This is a genomic window from Paenibacillus piri, assembly GCF_004354045.1.
GTDB lineage: Bacteria > Bacillota > Bacilli > Paenibacillales > NBRC-103111 > Paenibacillus_S > Paenibacillus_S piri.
In genome coordinates this window covers 16,858-35,457 of record NZ_SMRT01000022.1, presented here as the reverse complement: position 1 = coordinate 35,457, position 18,600 = coordinate 16,858, and the positions used below count along the sequence as shown (strand labels likewise).

10 protein-coding genes are annotated in these 18,600 nt (G+C 55.9%); 3 read left to right on the top strand and 7 right to left on the bottom strand.

Translation table 11 applies throughout. The features are described from left to right. Window positions 1-32 precede the first annotated feature (32 nt). A complete protein-coding gene (locus E1757_RS30540; RefSeq protein WP_133235430.1) occupies window positions 33-1,637 on the top strand; it encodes an SWIM zinc finger family protein in 1,605 nt (534 codons plus the stop codon). Further along, on the top strand, window positions 1,625-4,720 hold the full coding sequence (locus E1757_RS30535; RefSeq protein WP_246079653.1) for a DEAD/DEAH box helicase: 3,096 nt from the start codon (window positions 1,625-1,627) through the stop codon (window positions 4,718-4,720). Before E1757_RS30540 ends, E1757_RS30535 begins: the two co-directional genes overlap by 13 nt. Window positions 4,721-4,764: 44 nt before the next feature. Here E1757_RS30535 and E1757_RS30530 read toward each other — a convergent pair whose 3' ends face one another. After that, window positions 4,765-5,955, bottom strand: a complete 1,191-nt coding sequence (locus E1757_RS30530; RefSeq protein WP_133235428.1) for an EAL domain-containing protein — start codon at window positions 5,953-5,955, stop codon at window positions 4,765-4,767. 274 nt (window positions 5,956-6,229) lie between these two features. Between E1757_RS30530 and E1757_RS30525 the strand changes: the two genes are divergently transcribed. Continuing rightward, entirely contained in the window at window positions 6,230-9,163 is a 2,934-nt protein-coding gene (locus tag E1757_RS30525; RefSeq protein WP_133235426.1) for an ATP-binding protein, read from the top strand. A gap of 168 nt (window positions 9,164-9,331) precedes the next feature. On the opposite strand, the gene E1757_RS30520 is transcribed toward E1757_RS30525, so the two are convergent. From E1757_RS30520 to galE, 6 genes are all read right to left on the bottom strand, one after another. Then, complete coding sequence (locus tag E1757_RS30520; protein WP_133235424.1) at window positions 9,332-10,195, bottom strand: transglutaminase family protein; 864 nt, start codon at window positions 10,193-10,195, stop codon at window positions 9,332-9,334. Then, on the bottom strand, window positions 10,192-11,151 hold the full coding sequence (locus E1757_RS30515; protein WP_133235422.1) for an alpha-E domain-containing protein: 960 nt from the start codon (window positions 11,149-11,151) through the stop codon (window positions 10,192-10,194). Before E1757_RS30515 ends, E1757_RS30520 begins: the two co-directional genes overlap by 4 nt. A gap of 20 nt (window positions 11,152-11,171) precedes the next feature. Continuing rightward, on the bottom strand, window positions 11,172-12,629 hold the full coding sequence (locus E1757_RS30510; RefSeq protein ID WP_133235556.1) for a circularly permuted type 2 ATP-grasp protein: 1,458 nt from the start codon (window positions 12,627-12,629) through the stop codon (window positions 11,172-11,174). 404 nt (window positions 12,630-13,033) lie between these two features. Beyond that, the gene (locus tag E1757_RS30505) at window positions 13,034-15,244 is read right to left on the bottom strand and encodes a methyl-accepting chemotaxis protein (RefSeq protein WP_133235420.1); all 2,211 of its coding nucleotides are present in this window, start codon (window positions 15,242-15,244) and stop codon (window positions 13,034-13,036) included. A 642-nt stretch (window positions 15,245-15,886) separates the two neighbouring features. After that, window positions 15,887-17,488, bottom strand: a complete 1,602-nt coding sequence (locus E1757_RS30500; protein ID WP_220446557.1) for a UDP-glucose--hexose-1-phosphate uridylyltransferase — start codon at window positions 17,486-17,488, stop codon at window positions 15,887-15,889. A gap of 88 nt (window positions 17,489-17,576) precedes the next feature. Beyond that, the gene (galE, locus tag E1757_RS30495) at window positions 17,577-18,563 is read right to left on the bottom strand and encodes a UDP-glucose 4-epimerase GalE (RefSeq protein ID WP_133235418.1); all 987 of its coding nucleotides are present in this window, start codon (window positions 18,561-18,563) and stop codon (window positions 17,577-17,579) included. Between the last annotated feature and the right edge of the window lie 37 nt (window positions 18,564-18,600).

Here is an 18,600-nt window from a genome sequence, read left to right as displayed (position 1 = left end):
TAGACAACGAGTTCGGAGGCGGAATGTTTCTCATGCTGAAGCTGCAAATCCCGAAAAACCGAATAAATTATTTAATTGAGCGGATGCAGCACGACTTTGAACTGCCGGATCTGGAGCGCGGTTGGGAGTATCATCATAAAAGCTGTGTGAATGAGATCGAGCTGCGCCATGGAGTGGAAATTCACGCTTACGTGAGCGGCGAGGAGATCTATGACGTCAGCCTGGATATGGAGCAGTTCGCCAAAAGCGAATGCAGCTGCGGACAGCAAACCTACTGCGAGCATATGGCTGCCGTTATTTTCACATTGTATGCATCGTTTGCACGCCCGGAACTGCTGCTGCAGCAGTTGAAGCAGGCCATTATGGTAAAAAGCCGCCAGCAGCAAAACCGGACCGCTGCGACCGACGCCAAATCCGTGAAAAAAACGGAACGGCTCGAAGCGCCGCAGGCGGATCAGGCGCCTTCGACTTGGCAGCGCTATTTTGACCAGCAGTTTTACGGTTATTCGCTGTCGCAGCAGCATTCGATCGAGCTGTTTTACAATGCGGCCAAAGATTCGCTGACGCCGATCGCCGCGGACTGGGAAGAACCGCTGCGCAGTCTGTACGGGCTTCACGTGCTGCTGTTCATCATGCGGAAGGTCGAGCAGTTTTACAGCGATACGAAGACGTCCTACTTGTCCTATTACATCGAAACCGGCAGCAAGACGGTCGCCAAGCAGTGTATCGAGCAGCTGCAGACCAGCCTCCCCGCCATCGATTTCGAGGCGATTCAGCAGCTGCATGCAGCCGCAGTCGACGATACGCTGGCGTTCATCGGAGAAGGGGCGCTGGCCGGCAAAGACTCGCCGATGGACTGGTTGCTCGTTTACCGGATCGTCTGGTGGCGGCTCGAATCCCGCACGGAACGGCTGGAACGCGAACGCAAGCAGCTTGCGTTTATTTTGTCCAAATCGAACGTAATGCCGCGAAGACGGGACGCAGTGGTGATAGCGCTCGCGCATTTTGATATTATGGACGGCCGGGACGATCGGGCACGCATAGTACTGGAGCAGCTTAACAAACGGGAAGCGCGCGATTTCTTCATTTATTTGCACCGCTTTTACGACGAGCAGCAATGGGACCGCATGCTGGCATGGCTGCGCTGGCTGCTTCCGTCCGTACAGCGAGCTCAGCAGGAGGAGCTGCGCATGTTTTGCACCTATTGGATGGAGGCGGTCAACCGTCAGCCCGACGATGGCGAATGGGTCGATGTTATGATCGCCCTGCTTCCGCGAACGTACTTTTTTTATACCGCTTATTTATTGAAGGCGAACCGGTTCAAGGCCTGGGTCGATCTGCAGCTGGCAAACCGGGTGTCGCCGCTTAATTTATATACGATGGATTTGAAAGCCGTGGAGGCGCATGACCCCTCCCTGCTGCTGCCGCTGTATCACCAAGCGGTCGAGCGCTGCATTGCCGAGAAAAACCGCAACTCGTACAAAATGGCTGTCAGGCTGTTGAAGAAGCTGCAGGCCTACTATAAAAAGCTGGGGAAGCCGAATAGCTGGGAGGCGTACATTTACCGCCTGGCTAACCGGTATTCCCGCTTGCGCGCGCTGCAAGAAGAGCTCCGGAAAGGGAAATGGATTCCATGATCGACACGACTGCAATTACCGTTCATACCCGATGGGTCGCTCCCGGCTGCTTTTTCATTTGGGGCGCGCGGTATAACGGCGGCATCAGCGATGCGCACGACTTGAAGCACCTGCTGTTCGCCTGGCATCAGCCGTCGTTTTACGGCACGTTCATCGAGGTCGTCGAGTCGATGAACGTCGAGGGGCTGCAGCTGCCCGCTTTGGAGGCGCTGGACTATTTCTGCAGCCCGGACGCCGTCCAGCACGTGAAGCTGGACTGGAGCGGCGAGCTGCGGGAGCTGATACGCCTGGCGCCTCATATCAAGGAGGCGCTGGTACAAGGCCGCTGCATGCCCGATTTCACGAAGTGGAAGGCGGGCGAGCTCGGCTGGAAGCTGGAGCTGCCGGACAGCGTGACGGCGGAAGGCTTGTCGCCGCTGGCGCAGCAGTGGATGGACCGGCTCATCCCCGAGTGGAGCGAGGAGGACGGCACGCTGCGCGATAGCATTCGCAGGCTGGAGCAGACATATCCGCTGCTGCAGCGCGGGAAGCTGCCGGCCGACCTGTGGATGGACGAGGAGGATTGGCTCGTGTCCATCGGCTGGCAGACGGACGGCACGCCGTTCAGGACGTGCCTGCAGCTGATCGAGCCGACGCACAGCCGCGGCGGCTGGCCGCTGCGCGTGATCCTGCAGGACCGCGCAGACAAGGACGTGCTGCGCGAGGTCGACGCGGAAGCGCTGGAGCAGGCCGCGCGGCTCGTCGCCGCACCGCAGGAGACGGCGCTGCCGCAGGCCGACGCGGAAGAGGCGCATAGCGCAGCCGGGGCCGCTGCGGCTGCGCCGCCCGTTGATGCCGACGCTGCAGCCGTCGGCGGGACCGGCATCGCGCCGGAACGCGATGCCCTGGCGCCCGGCGCCGCCGAGGCGGGCGCGGCGGACGCCGGCGCGCTGCCGCAGGCGCTGGCGGCGCTGCCCGCGGCGTGGCAGCCGCATCTGCACCGCGCGGCGAAGGACCTCGCCAAGTGGCGGCGCATTCAGCCCTCGCTCCAGCAGAGCGAGGACAGTCCCGTCCTGCGCTCCGAGCTGTCGCAGGAGGAGGCTTGGCAGCTGCTTACGCAGGGCAGCCTGCGCCTGATGGAGGCGGGCTATTCCGTCTTCCTGCCCGCCTGGTGGGAGCGGATTCGCCGCTGGCGGCCACGGCTCAAGGCGAAGATCAAATCGTCGGTCGGCTCCGGACCACAGGCGATGTTCGGCCTGCAGCAGCTGATGCAGTTCGATTGGAAAATCGCGCTCGGCGATATCGAGCTGACCGAAGACGAATTTCGTACGCTGCTCGAAGAGAAGCGCAAGCTTGTGCAAATCCGCGGCCAGTGGATTCAGCTCGATCCCGAGCAGCTCAGGCAGCTGGAGCAGGTCATGCAACAGGTGCAGAAGAAGCAGGGACTTTCGTTCCGCGACGTTCTGGAGCTGCACTTGCTCGGCTCTCAGGAGGGCGAGGAAGAATACGGCTTCGAGCGTTCGCTGCAAATGGAAGTTGAGCTCAACGAGCATCTGCAGGAAATGGTCGCACTGCTCAATCATGTCCAGCGGCCGCCGCTGATCGAGCCGCCGGTCTCGTTTCATGGGACGCTGCGCCCCTACCAGCTGGAGGGCATTTCCTGGCTGCTGTTTTTGCGCAGCGCAAGCTTGGGCGGCTGCCTCGCCGACGACATGGGTCTCGGCAAAACGATTCAGATGATCACATACCTGCTCTATATGCGCGAACAGGCCGCGCAGGACGGACAGGACGACGGCTTATCCGCGCCGTCGCTGCTGATTTGCCCGACCTCCGTGCTCGGCAATTGGCAGAAGGAGCTGCAGCGGTTTGCGCCGATGCTGAAGGTTCATCTGCATTACGGGCCGAACCGCGCCAAGGGCGAGGCGTTTAAAGAAGCATGCGAAGGCTATGATCTCGTGCTGACGACTTATACGCTGTCGCATTTGGACGAAGCGGAGCTGACCCAGCTCGAATGGAGCTCTATCTGTCTCGATGAAGCGCAGAACATCAAAAACGCCTATACCAAGCAGGCCACTTCGATCCGCAGCCTGAAAGGGCAGCACCGGATCGCGATGACGGGGACGCCGATTGAGAACCGCCTTACCGAGCTGTGGTCGATCTTCGACTTCTTGAATCCCGGCTATCTCGGGACGCTGCGCGAATTTACGCACCACTACGTGAGCGCTATAGAGAAATCGAATGACCCCGAGCTCATAGCGAAGGTCCAACGGCTCATTCGTCCGTTCCTGCTGCGCCGGGTGAAGAAGGACCCGGCGATCCAGCTCGATTTGCCGGATAAAAACGAATACAAAACGTTTGTTTCGCTAACGGCGGAGCAAGGTATCTTATACGAAAATTATATTAAGGATATGTTTGAGCGGCTGGACAGCCTGAGTCCGATGGAACGCAGAGGGCTTATATTGGCAGCATTGACAAAGCTTAAGCAAATCTGCAACCACCCTTCGCTGATGCTCAAGGAACCGTCCGGCGCCCCATGGCAGCAGCGCTCCAACAAAGTCGAGCGGCTCATTGAAATGGTGCAGGAGCTGCGCCAGGAAGGGGATAAATGCCTCATTTTCACGCAGTTCGTGGAAACCGGCCATTTGCTCCAGCGCATTTTGGAGCAGGAGCTGGAGGCGCCGGTGCTGTTCCTGCACGGCGGCACGCCGAAAGTGGGCAGAGACCGGATGATAAGCGAATTCCAGGACGAAGCGCCGCCGTCCGGGGGACGGCAGCCGGGCATTTTCCTGCTCTCGCTGAAGGCGGGCGGCACCGGGCTTAACCTGACCGCGGCCAATCATGTGTTCCACTTTGATCGCTGGTGGAATCCGGCCGTGGAGAACCAGGCGACCGACCGGGCTTTCCGCATCGGCCAAACCCGCCATGTGCAGGTGCATAAATTCGTCACGCTGGGCACGCTCGAGGAACGGATCGATGAAATGATCGAGAAGAAGCAGAGCTTGAGCCAGCAAATTGTCGGCAGCGGCGAGCAATGGATCACCGAGCTGTCGACCAACGACTTGAAGGAACTGTTTGCGCTCCGCAGCGAGTGGGTTGAAGGTTAACCCGCTCGCTTTTTTTATAGGCAATTCCCGATTTCCCTACCCTTTCAGACGCTCAAATCCAAAAAGATATAATGCGACTCTCCCACCGGACATGAGTACGTTTGCATCGGCTGCGCCGTATCGAGGTCTGTATACACTTGAGACAGAATGCCCTGCTGCTGATGATCCATGCGCATCATATTCGGTATGAAGTAGGGCCGCCATATCCAGTTCGAGCCTTGAAAGCGGGCGTCTCTTTTCCAGCCTTCAGCCTGATCGCGGGTGTAATTCGACGATACTTGGCAGCCGTCATCGCGGCATATGTACATCCTCATTACATTGTCGCCCACGCTGCCCAGCAGGCTCCCGATCATCGCATCGGCATCGCCGGCGGACGCCACCCGCAGCTCGGACGAAATAAGCTCCTTCAACGTTTCCTGAACGGAGAACAACGCACGGTACCGCGCCACCTCCAGCTCGGTATAAAGCCGGATTTCTTCCTTCAGCAGCGGCTCGTAAGCCCGCTCGGGCTGGAACTCCGCCTTCGCCTCGGAAAACAAAAACCCTTGCACATAACGTGCGCCTGCTTTTAACGAATGATACAGATCCTGCTTCGTTTCTACGCCTTCGATCAGGAGCGACGACCCCATTTGCGACGACAAAATCGAAAATGAATTCAAAAGCGCATTATACCCCTCATGATGCTTGCTTTTTTTCAGCAGCTTCAGATCGATTTTTAAAATATTAGGCTGAATCGAGGCGATCCGGTCATAATTGCTGTAACCGCTGCCGATATCGTCAATTGCAATCAGGCAGCCCTGCCGCCGGTATACATCAACAATGGCGGATAGCTCATCCAGACGCCCGTGAAATTCCTCTTCCGTAATTTCGATCACGACCCGCGACGGGTCCAGTCCATGCTTTTCCACCAGCTGCAGCGTCGGCAATATGCCGGTTTCCTTATAAATTTTGTAAATCCACGACGGCTTTAAGTTGATAAAAAGCATCGCATCGCCTTCCGATCGGGCGAAGGTCGCAATCGATTTTTCGCGCAACAGCCGGTCCACCTGCAAATGCTGCTGCACATCGACGGACGGATCGTGGAAAAACGAACCCAAGCTATAAATGTTCCCCCCTGTCACCCGCCGGCCCAATGCTTCATAGGCGATAATTTTTTGATTTTGGAGCGATAAGATCGGCTGAAAGAACGGCTTCAGCTCCTCGGTGCAAAAAGTTTCGTTAGCTTGCAATCTCATTTCGCCTCCTGCTGCCCCAACGCGTAAGTTTAATGTTATTATTGCTTACAATCTTATTGCTATTGTAAGCCAGATTAAAAAAACTGGCAAACATTTCTTGTCAGCTTTCGACTTTCACGCTATGTCGTTCGCCGGTTCTCCCGCTTCCGATTAAATATGTGAAAAATCGACCGCATCCGACGAGCCAAATAAAGGAATTTGTCGATAAAGAGTCGAAATGATTACCGTCAGCTGCATACGGGCTTGGCATCAACTTGTACAAGGTGGTTATCCGATGAATATTACGCGATCCAAAGTATCGCTGCTGTACGTCATTATGATCATTTCCCTGCTCGCTTTCGTCAGCGTGTCCAGCTATTTGGCCTCGAACAATATGGAGAATGCAATGAAAGGGATTGTTAACGATATTATCCCCCTGTCTGTTGTTGCGGAAAATATATTGGAAGACGTCATCAATCAGGAGAGCGGTCTGCGCGGTTATGTGGTGTCGGGCGATGAGAAATATTTGGAGGCCTACGAGTTGGGCAAGCAGCAGCTTGCACCCGATTTGGAAGTGATGGCCGATTACCAGAAAAAGTACCCCGCTCTGAAAAGCCTGATGGAGGGCGATCTGCTGCCGCTGTTGAAACGGCTCGACGAGTACTACATCTCGCAAATCGCCCTGGTCCGCAGCGGCAATCTGGATGAGGCACGCACTCGGATCACGAATGGAAAAACGATGATGGACCGGTTTCGCCAGCTGCATATCAAAGTCCGTACGGAGATCGAAACGATCGCCGAAAATTCGTATCAAGACGCCTACCAGGCCGGACATCTGACCAGAATCATTATCTCGACAGGCGGCGGACTGGCCCTAATAATCGGTCTCCTGTCGGCCTTCATCTTCAGCCGCGCGAACCGGGCGGAAGCAGCGCTGCGCAAGAGCGAGGAAACGTACCGTTATATGGCGGAAAGCCTGGAGTCGCAGAACGAAGAAATCATCGCCCAGCAGGAGGAACAGGAAGATACGCTCGAGAAGCTGTCCCAGCGCGAGCAGGAGCTCGAGGCGATCAGCATGTATCAGGAAAAATTGACCGGCGCTTTGAACATGGACCATTTCCTGCATGCCTCCATCCCCGCTCTGCTTGACTCGCTCCGAATGGATGCGGCTATGCTTGTGATCCGGACGCCCGCGGAAGACGCCGGTTCAGGCGGAGCGGACAAGGAGCCCGGAGCATCCGACTATACGGTCTTATATGCCATCGGCTACCCGCAGCAGCCGCCGACTCAAGTCCGATCCGTTCTGTTCGGGCCGGCGCTCCGCGTGTTTCAGGAAAAAGAGCCCGTCGCCTGCCGAAGAGATTTATCTCCGTTGGAACAGGGCCTGCACCAATCCGTCAGCTTTGCGTTGGATCAATATTATCCGCTGTTCGATGATAACGGCGATACGATCGGCTTCCTGCTGTTGACCAGCTACCTGACGTCGCGCAGCGAACAAAGAAACCGGCTGACCATAGGATTGGCGCGACAGTTCGGGCTCGCCTTTCTGGCGCAGTCGATGAATGAGGAGAGGCACAGGCAGGCGCAGCGTCTGGAGCAATTGAACGAGCAGCTCACCCAGGAAAAGCAGCTCATCGCCGAGCAGCGGGACTTGATCGAAAATATATTGGAATCGACGCACGAAGGGATGATGCTGTGCGACGCGAACGGCAACCTGCGGTTTGTCAATGAGCGGATGGGCGATTATTTGCCTTTAGACGGACAGATCGGGGTAAATTGGAAGGATCTCGATGTATATATCGACGAGATCAGCCCGTCGTTCAAACCGATTCATTTATCGATTGCCGGCCTGCTCAACGGGTCGTTGGACAAGCTCACGGAACGCTTCGTTTTCACCGGTCAAGACCAGCAGCCCCGGTATTTGGAGCTGTACGCCACCAAGGTAGGGGACAAGCAGCAGCAGGCGGAACAAGGCTATTTGTTCGTGTTCCGGGACCGGACTGAAGAAGAAAAGGTCGACGAGATGAAAAACGAGTTCGTCAGCATCGTCTCCCACGAGCTGCGGACGCCGCTTGCCAGCGTGCTCGGCTTCATTGAAATTTTGCTGCACCGCCAGCTTCCGCCGGACAAGCAGCGCAAATATATGGAAACCATCTACAAGGAAGCGAATCGGCTGTCCACGTTGATTAACGATTTCCTCGATTTGCAGCGAATGGAATCCGGCAAGCAGGTGTACCACTTTGCGCCCGTCGATCTGGTCAGCTTGCTGGAGGAGGCTGCCTACCAATGGAAAGGCAAGCAAAGCCATCGGATCGAGCTTCATCTGCCTGATCGCGAGGTATGGATTCGGGCCGATGCCGACCGTTTCAAGCAGATCATTCACAACCTGCTGAGCAACGCCATTAAATATTCGCCGCAAGCGGACACGGTCGATGTCACGATCCGGCAAGACGGCGAGCAGGTTCAGCTGCTCGTAACCGACTATGGGCTCGGCATTCCGGAGGAGGCGCACGGCAAGCTGTTCTCCAAATTTTACCGCGTCGATAATTCGGACCGCCGCCAAATCGGGGGGACCGGTCTGGGGCTCGCCATTGTAAAGGAAATTGTCGACGCGCACCACGGCTCCATCACGTTTGCATCGCAGATGGGCGAAGGTACGACGTTTACGATCGGGCTGGAAGCGCACAAAGTCGCGAATGCGGAAGGCAGTGTCATCATTCTTGAGGACGACGATAATTTGGCTAAGCTGATTCAGGTCGCTCTCGCCAAGCTGAATCTCCCTACCGTTCATCTCCGTTCAGCGGAAGAAGGCATGATGGCCCTGCATCAGATTCGTACTCATATGCCCCGGCTTTGTATTGTCGACATTCATCTGGAAGGAGCGAAAACCGGCTGGGATTTTATCTCTGAGCTCTACCGTCATCCCGTCTTTTTCCGTACCCCGGTCATTGTGTCAACAGCTTTGGAGCCGCCCATGAACTATCATGAAAAAGATTTCGAAAAGTTTTTGCGCAAGCCTTTCTCGATGGAAAAGCTTCTGGAGGTTGCCGTAAATCTGCTCGACGGTACGGGAAACCAGCCTTCCTACGTATTCCCTATGCAGGATGAGTCGCTGATCAAAAACTCGCTGGAGAAAAACGGCATCCGCATTAACGAAATGACCCGCGATCGCGATACCATTCAGGTCGAGCTATCGCACGACCCCGGACGGGACGGCGATCCAAGGTAGGACAACCTTTTTCCCATCCTGTAAGCACATATAAATAGCCCGCGCCTTCCTGCTCTCAATTTCACAGGAGGCCGGGCTTTATTCAATCTATCCTGCAATGCAGCAGATAAACCTGTGTCCGCCTGAAGCCCCGTCCGCATATCGCAGCGCAGCACGCCGCCGGCAAGCTCACTCTTCCAGCTTCCTTACGTCTACGGCCACATCCAACGTTTGTCGCGAGGTGCCGCGATACACGCCTTTGACCGGAACAATATCTTTATAATCCCTTCCGTGACCGAGCTTCACGTAGCGCCAGCCAACCTCCGCCCGGTTCGTGGGATCGAAGCCAAGCCAGCCGGTGCCGGGCACGTGAACCTCTACCCAGGCGTGCGACGCCTGCTCGAAGTCGGCGCTCCCCCCCTGCAAATCGCCGACAAAGTGATACCCGCTCACATATCTCGCAGGAAGCCCGATACTGCGGCACGCGGCAATCATCAAATGCGCATAGTCCTGACAAACGCCCCGCTTCAGGCGCAGCGTATCGCTAACCTTCGAATGAACATGCGTGGCGTCCGGATCGTAGGTGAAATCTTGATGAATGCCCTCGGACAGACGCTTCGCCCATTCATAGTAGCCTTCGGGTCCGACCTCGAAGCCGGTTGTATACGCGGACAGCTCTTCCGTAATTTCCGTATATGCGGTAGGCAGCAAATACTCGATATAGCGGTTTTGCAGCCGTTCGCTCCGCATCAGCTCCTGTTGTTCCCGGAGCGACACCTTGGGCAGCGAGTCCCGGTTTTGATCCTGCGTCACAACGGTCGCCTTCGTCCTGATCGCAAGCTCGCGATGCGGCTTGCTGACCGAAAAGGAATGGACCCTGTTGCCGAAGTAATCTTCATACGTAAATAACGAAGCCACCGGTTCGATCCATACCTCATGATGATAACACGATTGCCGGTAATTGGTGCGCGGCGTCAAACGTATTTCGTTGACGCTGTCCGATACCGGCTCCGCGTACGAATAGCGGGTCACATGGTTGATTTCGATCTTCATGCGGTAGCCCCTTCCAGTTGGAAAAAGGCCGCCGCCATCGTCTTGCCCAGTTTTTGGCACGAGACGGTCAGATGCTCCAGCAGCGCCGTGACCTGCTCGCCGCCGAGTTCGTCCTGCTCCAGACAAGCTAGCTCCGCCTTTACTTTCCCGGCCTGACGGATTGCCTTCTCATGCGGGAGTCGGTGGTCCTTTGCATCCAGCTCGATTCCTTTCAAATGCGTTTCCAATGCGAAGAAGGAGAATTGAACCGACCGCGGAAAGCTCTCATTTCGGATCATAAATTCCATAATCGGCTCCACGAGCACGCCATCCCCGTATAACCGGCGAAACGCCTGGTAGCCGCTCACCGATTTCAATACGGCCAGCATGTTCGGATAAGGAGTCGAGATATCCCGTGCCTCCTGCAGCGTACCGGCCACCGAATGAAGAATGCGGACCGTATTTTCGGCTCTTTCGAGAAATCTGCCACTCTCCATGAAATGCCATTCGTTTTGCCGCGGCATAACGGAATGCCCGACACCCAGAAACATCGCCATCCGTTCTTTAATTTGCCGGTAAAACGCATTGGGCGACTCTTGCAGTATATCGTCCACCTGCTTGTCGCCAAGCCACAAGTAAAAGGCGTTAAGCACGTCCCACAGCTCGCTCGGCAGCTTCTCGCGAAGCGTCCGCAAATTGTTTCTCGCCTGGCTGATGCACGAAAACAGCGAGTTCGCATAGCCCCGATCGAGCGTAATAAAAGACAGCACATCTTTTTCGGTAAAAGCTTCGAACTGCTGCTCGTAAGCAGCCCGCGCACCCAGCGCATCGATCAGCCGGGCCCACTTATGCTCCGCATGCAGGAAGTCGGCCTCCTGTTGAATGTGATAATGCACATCGATCAGTCTTGCATGGTTTTCCGCACGTTCCACATACCGCCCCAACCAAAACAAAGCTTCCGCATTACGATTGAGCATAGCTATCACCTCTTCTTTTTTTACGCAAGCACCCAAGTATCCTTGCAGCCCCCGCCCTGCGACGAATTTACAACGAGCGAGCCCTCCTTCAGCGCCACCCGCGTCAGCCCTCCGGGAATAATATGGGCGCTTCCGCAGCCCATCAGGACAAATGCCCGCAAATCGATATGGCGCGGAACCATCTGCCCGTCCTGCATGACCGGAGCGCGCGACAGCTGCATCGTCGGCTGGGCAATATAGCGTTCCGGTTCGAGCCGGATTTGTGCGGCGAATGCCGCAATCTCCTCCTCGGAAGCCGTCGGTCCGATCAGCATCCCGTAGCCGCCGGACAGCGATGTTTCCTTGACGACCATTTCATGCAGCCTCCCGAGCACATATTCCCTCTCTTCCGGCCGGGAGAGCAGGTAGGTGGGCACGTTATTCAATATGGGCTCCTCATTCAAGTAGTAACGGATCATGTCGGGCACATAAGCGTATATCGCTTTATCGTCCGCAATCCCCGTTCCGGGGGCGTTCGCGATCGCAATATTCCCGGCACGATAGGCATTCATAATACCGGCCACGCCCAGCATGGAATCCGGCTGGAAGGCGAGCGGATCGAGGAAGTCATCGTCGATGCGCCGGTACAGCACGTCGACCTGCTGCAGACCTTTCATGCCGCGGATATAAATTTTGTGGTCGATGGCTACCAAATCCCGTCCTTCAACAAGGTGAATCCCCATCTGCTGGGCCAGGAAAGCATGCTCGTAATAAGCCGAGTTATACTCCCCCGGCGTGAGCAGCGCGACAACAGGCTCGGACTTGCGGGATGGCGACAAACTGCGCAGCGACGATAAAAAGTGGTTCAGGCTATGCTCGACATCGCGGAGCGAGCTCGCGAGAGTCAGCTCGGGAAACAGCTGGTTCATGATCGATCGGCCTTTGAATAGATAGGAAAATCCGGATGGCGAGCGCAGATTGTCTTCCAGTACATAATAACGTCCGTCCGCGTTGCGGATCAGATCGATGCCGGAAGTCGTCATATACACGCCGCCGGGGACGTCAATGCGCATCATCTCCGGCCGGAAGTAACGGTTGGCCACGATCATTTTGCGGGGAATGAGGCCGTCGGAAATCATCTGCTGCTGGTGGTACGTATCGTATAGAAACTGGTTCAGCGCCCGGACCCGTTGGTACAGCCCGCGCTCGAGCACAGCCCACTCGTCGGCCGGAATAATTCGCGGAATCATATCGAAAGGGATCGTCCGCTCCAGCGGCTGCGGTTGCTCGGGCTGATACAGCGTGAACGTAATCCCTTCCTCCAGCATGCGGCGGTTCATCGCCTGCTGCTTTGTCGCCAATTCCTCCGCCTTCATAGCCGAGAAGCAATTGTACGCCTGTTTGTAGTGGGGACGTACCGGCAAATCCTGCTCAAACATTTCATCATAAAACGATTCCAGCGGATACGGCGTGCGGCGGGAACGGCCGATTATCTCCATCCGATGTCCGGTGCCGCAGCGGCGATAGCCTTGCAGCACCAGTCCCTCCCCTCTTTTTCTGTTATTATGTTAGATTATATGACAAAAAGAAGCTGAAAGTACCTGAAAATCCGAATATTTCAAGTCTTTATACCTAATATCATATGCCTTGACCCAATTAATGTCAATATACATAACATATAATTAACAAAAAGTAGTCCCAATGTCCAAAATCCGGATGAAAGACAAATATGGCTGGGCTTTGCACGCTTTGTTTCGGAAAGGAAAGCCGCGCCCAAGCGGATGCTTGCTGCGCATTCCGGCGCCGACTATGAAAGAAACCAACAAATAAGCACGGCCGTCCCGAACCGGATTCATTCGCCCGGGACTGCCGTGCTGATCGTATCGCTTAACTATTCCGACCGCTATCTTCTACGTGTTTCCGTCAAACGGAATTGATCCACCAGATGCTGCAAGAAATCCGTGATCGCCTCCACATGACTGGACGTATGTCTGACGTTGACGATGTCCGCCAGCAGCTCCTGTACCTTCGCTTCCACCTCCGTGGAAATTTGCCGGTTTTCCATACTGACCTCGGCGATTTTCTCCATCAGGTCAACAACCTCGTCAACTACTTGCGTCTTTAACGATTCCTCGGCGCTGGCCCCGCTTAATATTTCCGATGCCGCGGCAACAAGCTGGGTACCTTCAGTTACCACCAGCGTACCTTCCTCCATCGATTGGAACGCTTCCTGCGCATTTTTATAAATTAATTGCACCGTTTCATTGATTTCCTCCGTCGACTTGCGCGTCAAATCAGCCAATTTGCGGATTTCACCGGCAACAACGGCAAAGCCTTTGCCGTGCTCTCCGACACGCGCCGCCTCAATCGAAGCGTTCAGCGACAGAAGGTTCGTCTGTGCCGATATTTCCTCGATAACCTGCAGCACATTTTTAATTTTTTGCGTTGTGTCCATGAACGTCAAAATGGTCCGGTTCGTATCTGCAACCTTGCGGGAGATTTGATCCATTTTCTCGCCGATCCGCTCCACTTCGCTCTGAGCCACCGCGATTTGCCCGGATGCCTTGTCCTCCAGAACGCGCAGCGTACCCTGCATATCGTTAACGACATCTTTGGCGACGTCGATATCTTTCAACTGCCTGCGGATGCTTCGGATCATATCATGGATCTTGCCGCTCATCCGCTCCGTCGACCCTTCCGTCGTCACCGTCGAAACGGTCAGTACATGCTGACTCGACAATACGTCGGAGGCCGCCTGCTTCACCTGCAGCATAATGCCTTCCAGCGAATCGATCATATTGTTGATCCACTTGGCCAGTTCCTTCGTCTCGTCATGGGCGAATTGCCCGTGCCCCAGCCGCTGCGTCAAATCCCCTTTACCCTCCGCATTAATGCGGATAAAGCGGTTGATTCGGCGCAGGTTGTCGACAACCGGTTGCGCGCCTTTCTTTTGCACGATGCGGGCGATCAACAATCCGCACAGCAGTTGGAAGCCTCCGGCCGCGCAAGCGGTTAGCCATGCCGGCGACTGTCCGAGCAGCCCGTATACGAGAGCTGCCGACAATACGGCAGAGACGATCAGCAGCGGGAGCTGCAAGCGCAGCAGCTTCCAGCGGATGCTGCGAACCCGGTATACTTCCTCCAGGTCTCCTTCGCACATCATCCCCCATAAGTCGGGGCAATGCGGCAGCTTGAACGTCACTCCTTTGCCGATAACGGGAATATGCCGGTAGTCGGAGTAACCCGGGAACGCCACGAACAAATTGCTGCCGTTGGCGATCGTGTTGGCTACGCCGGGATGCAGCTTGCCGGTCGCCGGATCGGTGAACATCAGCTCCAGCTCCGTATGCTCCTTCACGCTCACCGTCCCCCAATCGGTCGTGACACCGTCCTTCAAATTTTCGCCGTGGGTAAACGTACGGTCCTCGAAACGGCTGCGCGACAAGGCGGTGCCGGGGGCGATATGCGTATTCAGGACCGGTTTGGCCATGAATATGTAGTTATCTCCGGAGTCGGGATACACATGTCCGGATTCCCGCTGAATCAGATCGCCGATAACATCGTTCGGCACCCGACCGCACAACGCCCCTCTCCAACGTCCGTCCTTCATGATGGGAACGATATAAAGCAGCGTCATTTTATCGTGAAATGCCGATGTGCTGGGCCCGATCTGCTTTGTCAACAGGTCCGCATAAGGGCCGAACAAACATTTATCGCCGTCCTTCGTGTACACCAATCCTTTGTAAATATGCCCCTCCCCTGCATAGCTCACGCCGATATGCGCAGGGTAAGACGAAAATACGACGGAAGATGTTTCGTCCAGCAAAAATAATTCCGAAAAGTCGGAGGCCCGGTTTCTGGCTGCGATAAACAACTTTTCGATCGCAGCCCGCCAAAGCTCATGAGCTTCGCCCCGTTCCGCCTCCAGCGACCGAATCTGCTCCAGCAGCCGGTCCAAATGGGACCAATATTCGTCGGTCCAGCTTTTCAGCAGCTCCATACGGGTGTTGGCGATACCTTCAAATATGTCCTCGACATCCTCCTTCAGCCCGCGGTTTAATCGGCAGGACCACCAAAGCGGCAAACCTTTCTTAAACCCCAACCAATCAAACATAGCATCTCCCCCTGCCCCTAGTCCTACTTATATATGTTAATGTGAACAATTATAACACAGACTTTGTGCCTGTGAGGTGAGAAACAAATTTTTTTACAAAAATTCACATAAATTTTATATATACAAGAGGAAATCCCGGCCATTTGTCGATCGACAAGTCAATTTCGTTCGTTATTTGGACGAATTTTGCGCTCCTTCCCCTTTCACGAGTAAGATAAAGTGACTGCTTTTGGCACGTTTCTGCAAAAAGTCCCACCGTCCCCTCTTCCCCTCTAATCACTCGCGGAAGCGGTTTGTCTGTGCATGAGCAAATAAGCCCCCGTCCCCGCTATACGGCGGTTACGGAAGCTTCTGTTCGGCTGCTTTATCCGATTACGACTTTATCGGGTTAAGACCCCACCTCTAAGGTGGGCCTTGAAACGGGTGGAGTAGAGTCCCATCTGATTCCCCGATGTTCAGCAAAGCTGAACGAGTTCACTAGGCTTCGGCCATTGCGGGAGCTTCGGTCGGTTTGCTTAATCGGTGCGGCCGTTACGGATGCCTGAGCCGATCTGCATCATTTAACCGCAGCCGTAACGAGAACCGCAGTCCGCCTTCTTCAACCGGCCGCGGCCGGTCTGCTCCAAATAGTCCGCGTCGGCGCTACGCCCGGAAGCCCACCGCTCCCAGGAATGCGGTAAAACCGGACATTCCCTGCTCGTTGCGCTTGTAAACACCGGCATCATGGAGCACAGCGGCAAACTTGCGGCCGACCTCGGTTTGCAGCGCCCGTTCGGCTGCCGGGGCGGTCAAGCCTGTTCCGTAGCTTGCCAGCAGCTCGCCGATCCAGATGCGGTGCTTGTGCAGCAGGTGATCCGGCTGCTCGGCAATATGCCTGTCGAACGCGAGCTTGCCGGTCAGCACCTCCGCGAGCAGCTCCAGCTCCTCCTTGAGGCGGCCCGGCAGCACGGCCAAGCCCATCACTTCGATCAGACCGATGTTTTCCTTCTTGATATGATGCAGCTCCTGATGCGGATGGAAAATGCCGTCAGGATGCTCCTCGTTCGTGCGGTTGTTGCGCAGTACAAGATCGAGCTCGTACTCGCCGCTCGCATTATTTCTGGCGATCGGCGTGATTGTATTATGCGGGACGCTGACGCCCGCCTGCTCGGTGAAGGCTACAATGCCGTTAAGCTCGTCGCTGTACTGTTTCCAGGCGTTCAGAATCGTATCGGCAAGCTTCAGCAGCAGCATTTTATTATGGCTCGACATCCGGATGACCGACATCGGCCATTTGACGATGCCCAGGCGGACATTCGGGTAATCCGGATGCGTAAAGCTGCGCTCCACAGGCGCCTTCTCCATTGCGAACCGGTGCTTGCCGCCCTGAAAATGATCATGGTTCAGAATCGAACCGCCCACAATCGGCAAATCGGCGTTCGAGCCGATGAAATAATGCGGGAACTGGTCGATAAAATCAAGCAGCCGGTAAAACGTCTGAATCGACGTTTTCATCGGACGGTGCCGCTCGTCGAAAATAATGCTGTGCTCGTTGTAATACACATAAGGCGAATATTGAAAATGCCATGGCTCGCCGTCAAGCTGCAGCGGAATGACCCGGAGATTTTGCCTGGCCGGATGATTCAGCCTGCCTGCATAGCCGATATTGTCAATGCAGAGCAAACATTTCGGATAATGGCTTTGCGGTGCCGTCTTCAGCAGCGCGATTTCTTTCGGGTCCTTCTCCGGCTTGGATAAGTTGACCGTAATTTCCAAATCGCCGTATTCGGTCGGCGCCAGCCAGTATTGATTTCTGGCAATCCGGTCCATCCGGATATAGTTGGAATCGATGCACAGCCGGTAAAAATCATCGGTCGCCCGCTGCACGCCTTCCTGCCGGGCCGTGCTCCAAAACCGGTTCGCGATCTCCGACTGGCGCGGCATCAGGCTGCCCATGATTTTGGCATCCAACAAATCGCGGAGCGTCGTATTGTTATCCTCAAGGATGCCGGCGGAAACCGCATAATCGAGCAGCGGCTCCAACAGCTCGGCGACCGTTTCGTGCTGCGGCTCTTCAACCTCTTCCTCGCAGGGCTCGGCGATGCGCAGCAGCTCCAGCAGCGCATTGCGCGACGCATAACAATCTATCGGCTCCAGCAGTCCGCGGCGGACGCCGAACTTCAGCAGCCGCTCGATCGCTTGCGCGGCCGCCTGCGTCTGCTGCCCGCGGTCATCGGCGGATTGCATCTCGGTTGCTTCTTTCATTCGTACTGCTCCTCCTATCGTTCCTAAAAATCCGGTGAATCGATGCCCGCAAGGCGATATTCACCGGACTTCCGAAAACAGCTGCGCCTTAATCGGCATAGCCGGCCGGATGGCTCTGATGCCATGTCCATGCCGATTCGATAATTTGCTCCAGGCTGTCTCGCCGCGGCTTCCAGCCAAGCTCCGCTCTTGTACGCTCGGACGAGGCGACGAGTATCGCGGGGTCGCCGGTGCGGCGGGCTTCCATCACCGCCGGAATCGGATGCCCGGTTACCCGGCGGGCAATCTCGATCACTTCCTTCACCGAGAAGCCTTTCCCGTTGCCGAGGTTGTAGATGCTGCTTTCTCCGCCGCCGCGCAGCTTTTCGACGGCGAGGATATGCGCATCCGACAAATCGGTTACGTGAATGTAATCGCGGATGCAAGTACCGTCCGGAGTGGCGTAATCATCCCCGAAGATCGATATATGCGGCCGCTGGTTCAGCGCCACCTGCAGGATGATCGGGATCAGATGCGTCTCCGGCTTGTGATCCTCGCCGATCCGGCCGCTTTCGTGAGCGCCGGCGGCATTGAAGTAGCGCAGCGACACATACTTGATGCCGTGCGCGGTGTCGAACCAGCGCATCATTTTTTCCATCGCGAGCTTCGTTTCGCCGTAGGCGTTGGTCGGCAGCGTGCGGTCGCTTTCGACAATCGGCACGTTTTCCGGCTCCCCGTACGTTGCCGCCGTCGACGAAAAGACGATCTTTTTGACGCCGTATTCGTTCATTTTCTCCAGCAGGCACAAGGTGCCGTACACGTTGTTATGATAATATTTCGCCGGGTTCTGCATGCTTTCCCCGACCAGTGAATGGGCCGCGAAATGAATCACCGCATCGATCCGGTTTTCCTGAAATACCCGATCCATGAAAGCCGCATCGCGAATGTCGCCTTCATACAGCTTGCCGCCCAGCACCGCCTGTCGATGTCCCTGCTGCAAATTGTCGGCCACCACCACTTCTTCGCCGCGGGCCAACAGCTCCGCCACCGTATGAGAGCCGATGTAGCCGGCCCCGCCTGTTACTAAAACCGCCATTGTATAACCTCCCATGAAGATTTGAATCAACCTTTAC

Bases quoted from the DNA above. Each gene is read 5' to 3' on its own strand.
- E1757_RS30540 (WP_133235430.1), top strand. From the start codon at position 33: ATGCTGAAGCTGCAAATCCCGAAAAACCGAATAAATTATTTAATTGAG.
- E1757_RS30535 (WP_246079653.1), top strand. From the start codon at position 1,625: ATGGATTCCATGATCGACACGACTGCAATTACCGTTCATACCCGATGG.
- E1757_RS30530 (WP_133235428.1), bottom strand. From the start codon at position 5,955: ATGAGATTGCAAGCTAACGAAACTTTTTGCACCGAGGAGCTGAAGCCG.
- E1757_RS30525 (WP_133235426.1), top strand. From the start codon at position 6,230: ATGAATATTACGCGATCCAAAGTATCGCTGCTGTACGTCATTATGATC.
- E1757_RS30520 (WP_133235424.1), bottom strand. From the start codon at position 10,195: ATGAAGATCGAAATCAACCATGTGACCCGCTATTCGTACGCGGAGCCG.
- E1757_RS30515 (WP_133235422.1), bottom strand. From the start codon at position 11,151: ATGCTCAATCGTAATGCGGAAGCTTTGTTTTGGTTGGGGCGGTATGTG.
- E1757_RS30510 (WP_133235556.1), bottom strand. From the start codon at position 12,629: ATGGAGATAATCGGCCGTTCCCGCCGCACGCCGTATCCGCTGGAATCG.
- E1757_RS30505 (WP_133235420.1), bottom strand. From the start codon at position 15,244: ATGTTTGATTGGTTGGGGTTTAAGAAAGGTTTGCCGCTTTGGTGGTCC.
- E1757_RS30500 (WP_220446557.1), bottom strand. From the start codon at position 17,488: ATGAAAGAAGCAACCGAGATGCAATCCGCCGATGACCGCGGGCAGCAG.
- galE (WP_133235418.1), bottom strand. From the start codon at position 18,563: ATGGCGGTTTTAGTAACAGGCGGGGCCGGCTACATCGGCTCTCATACG.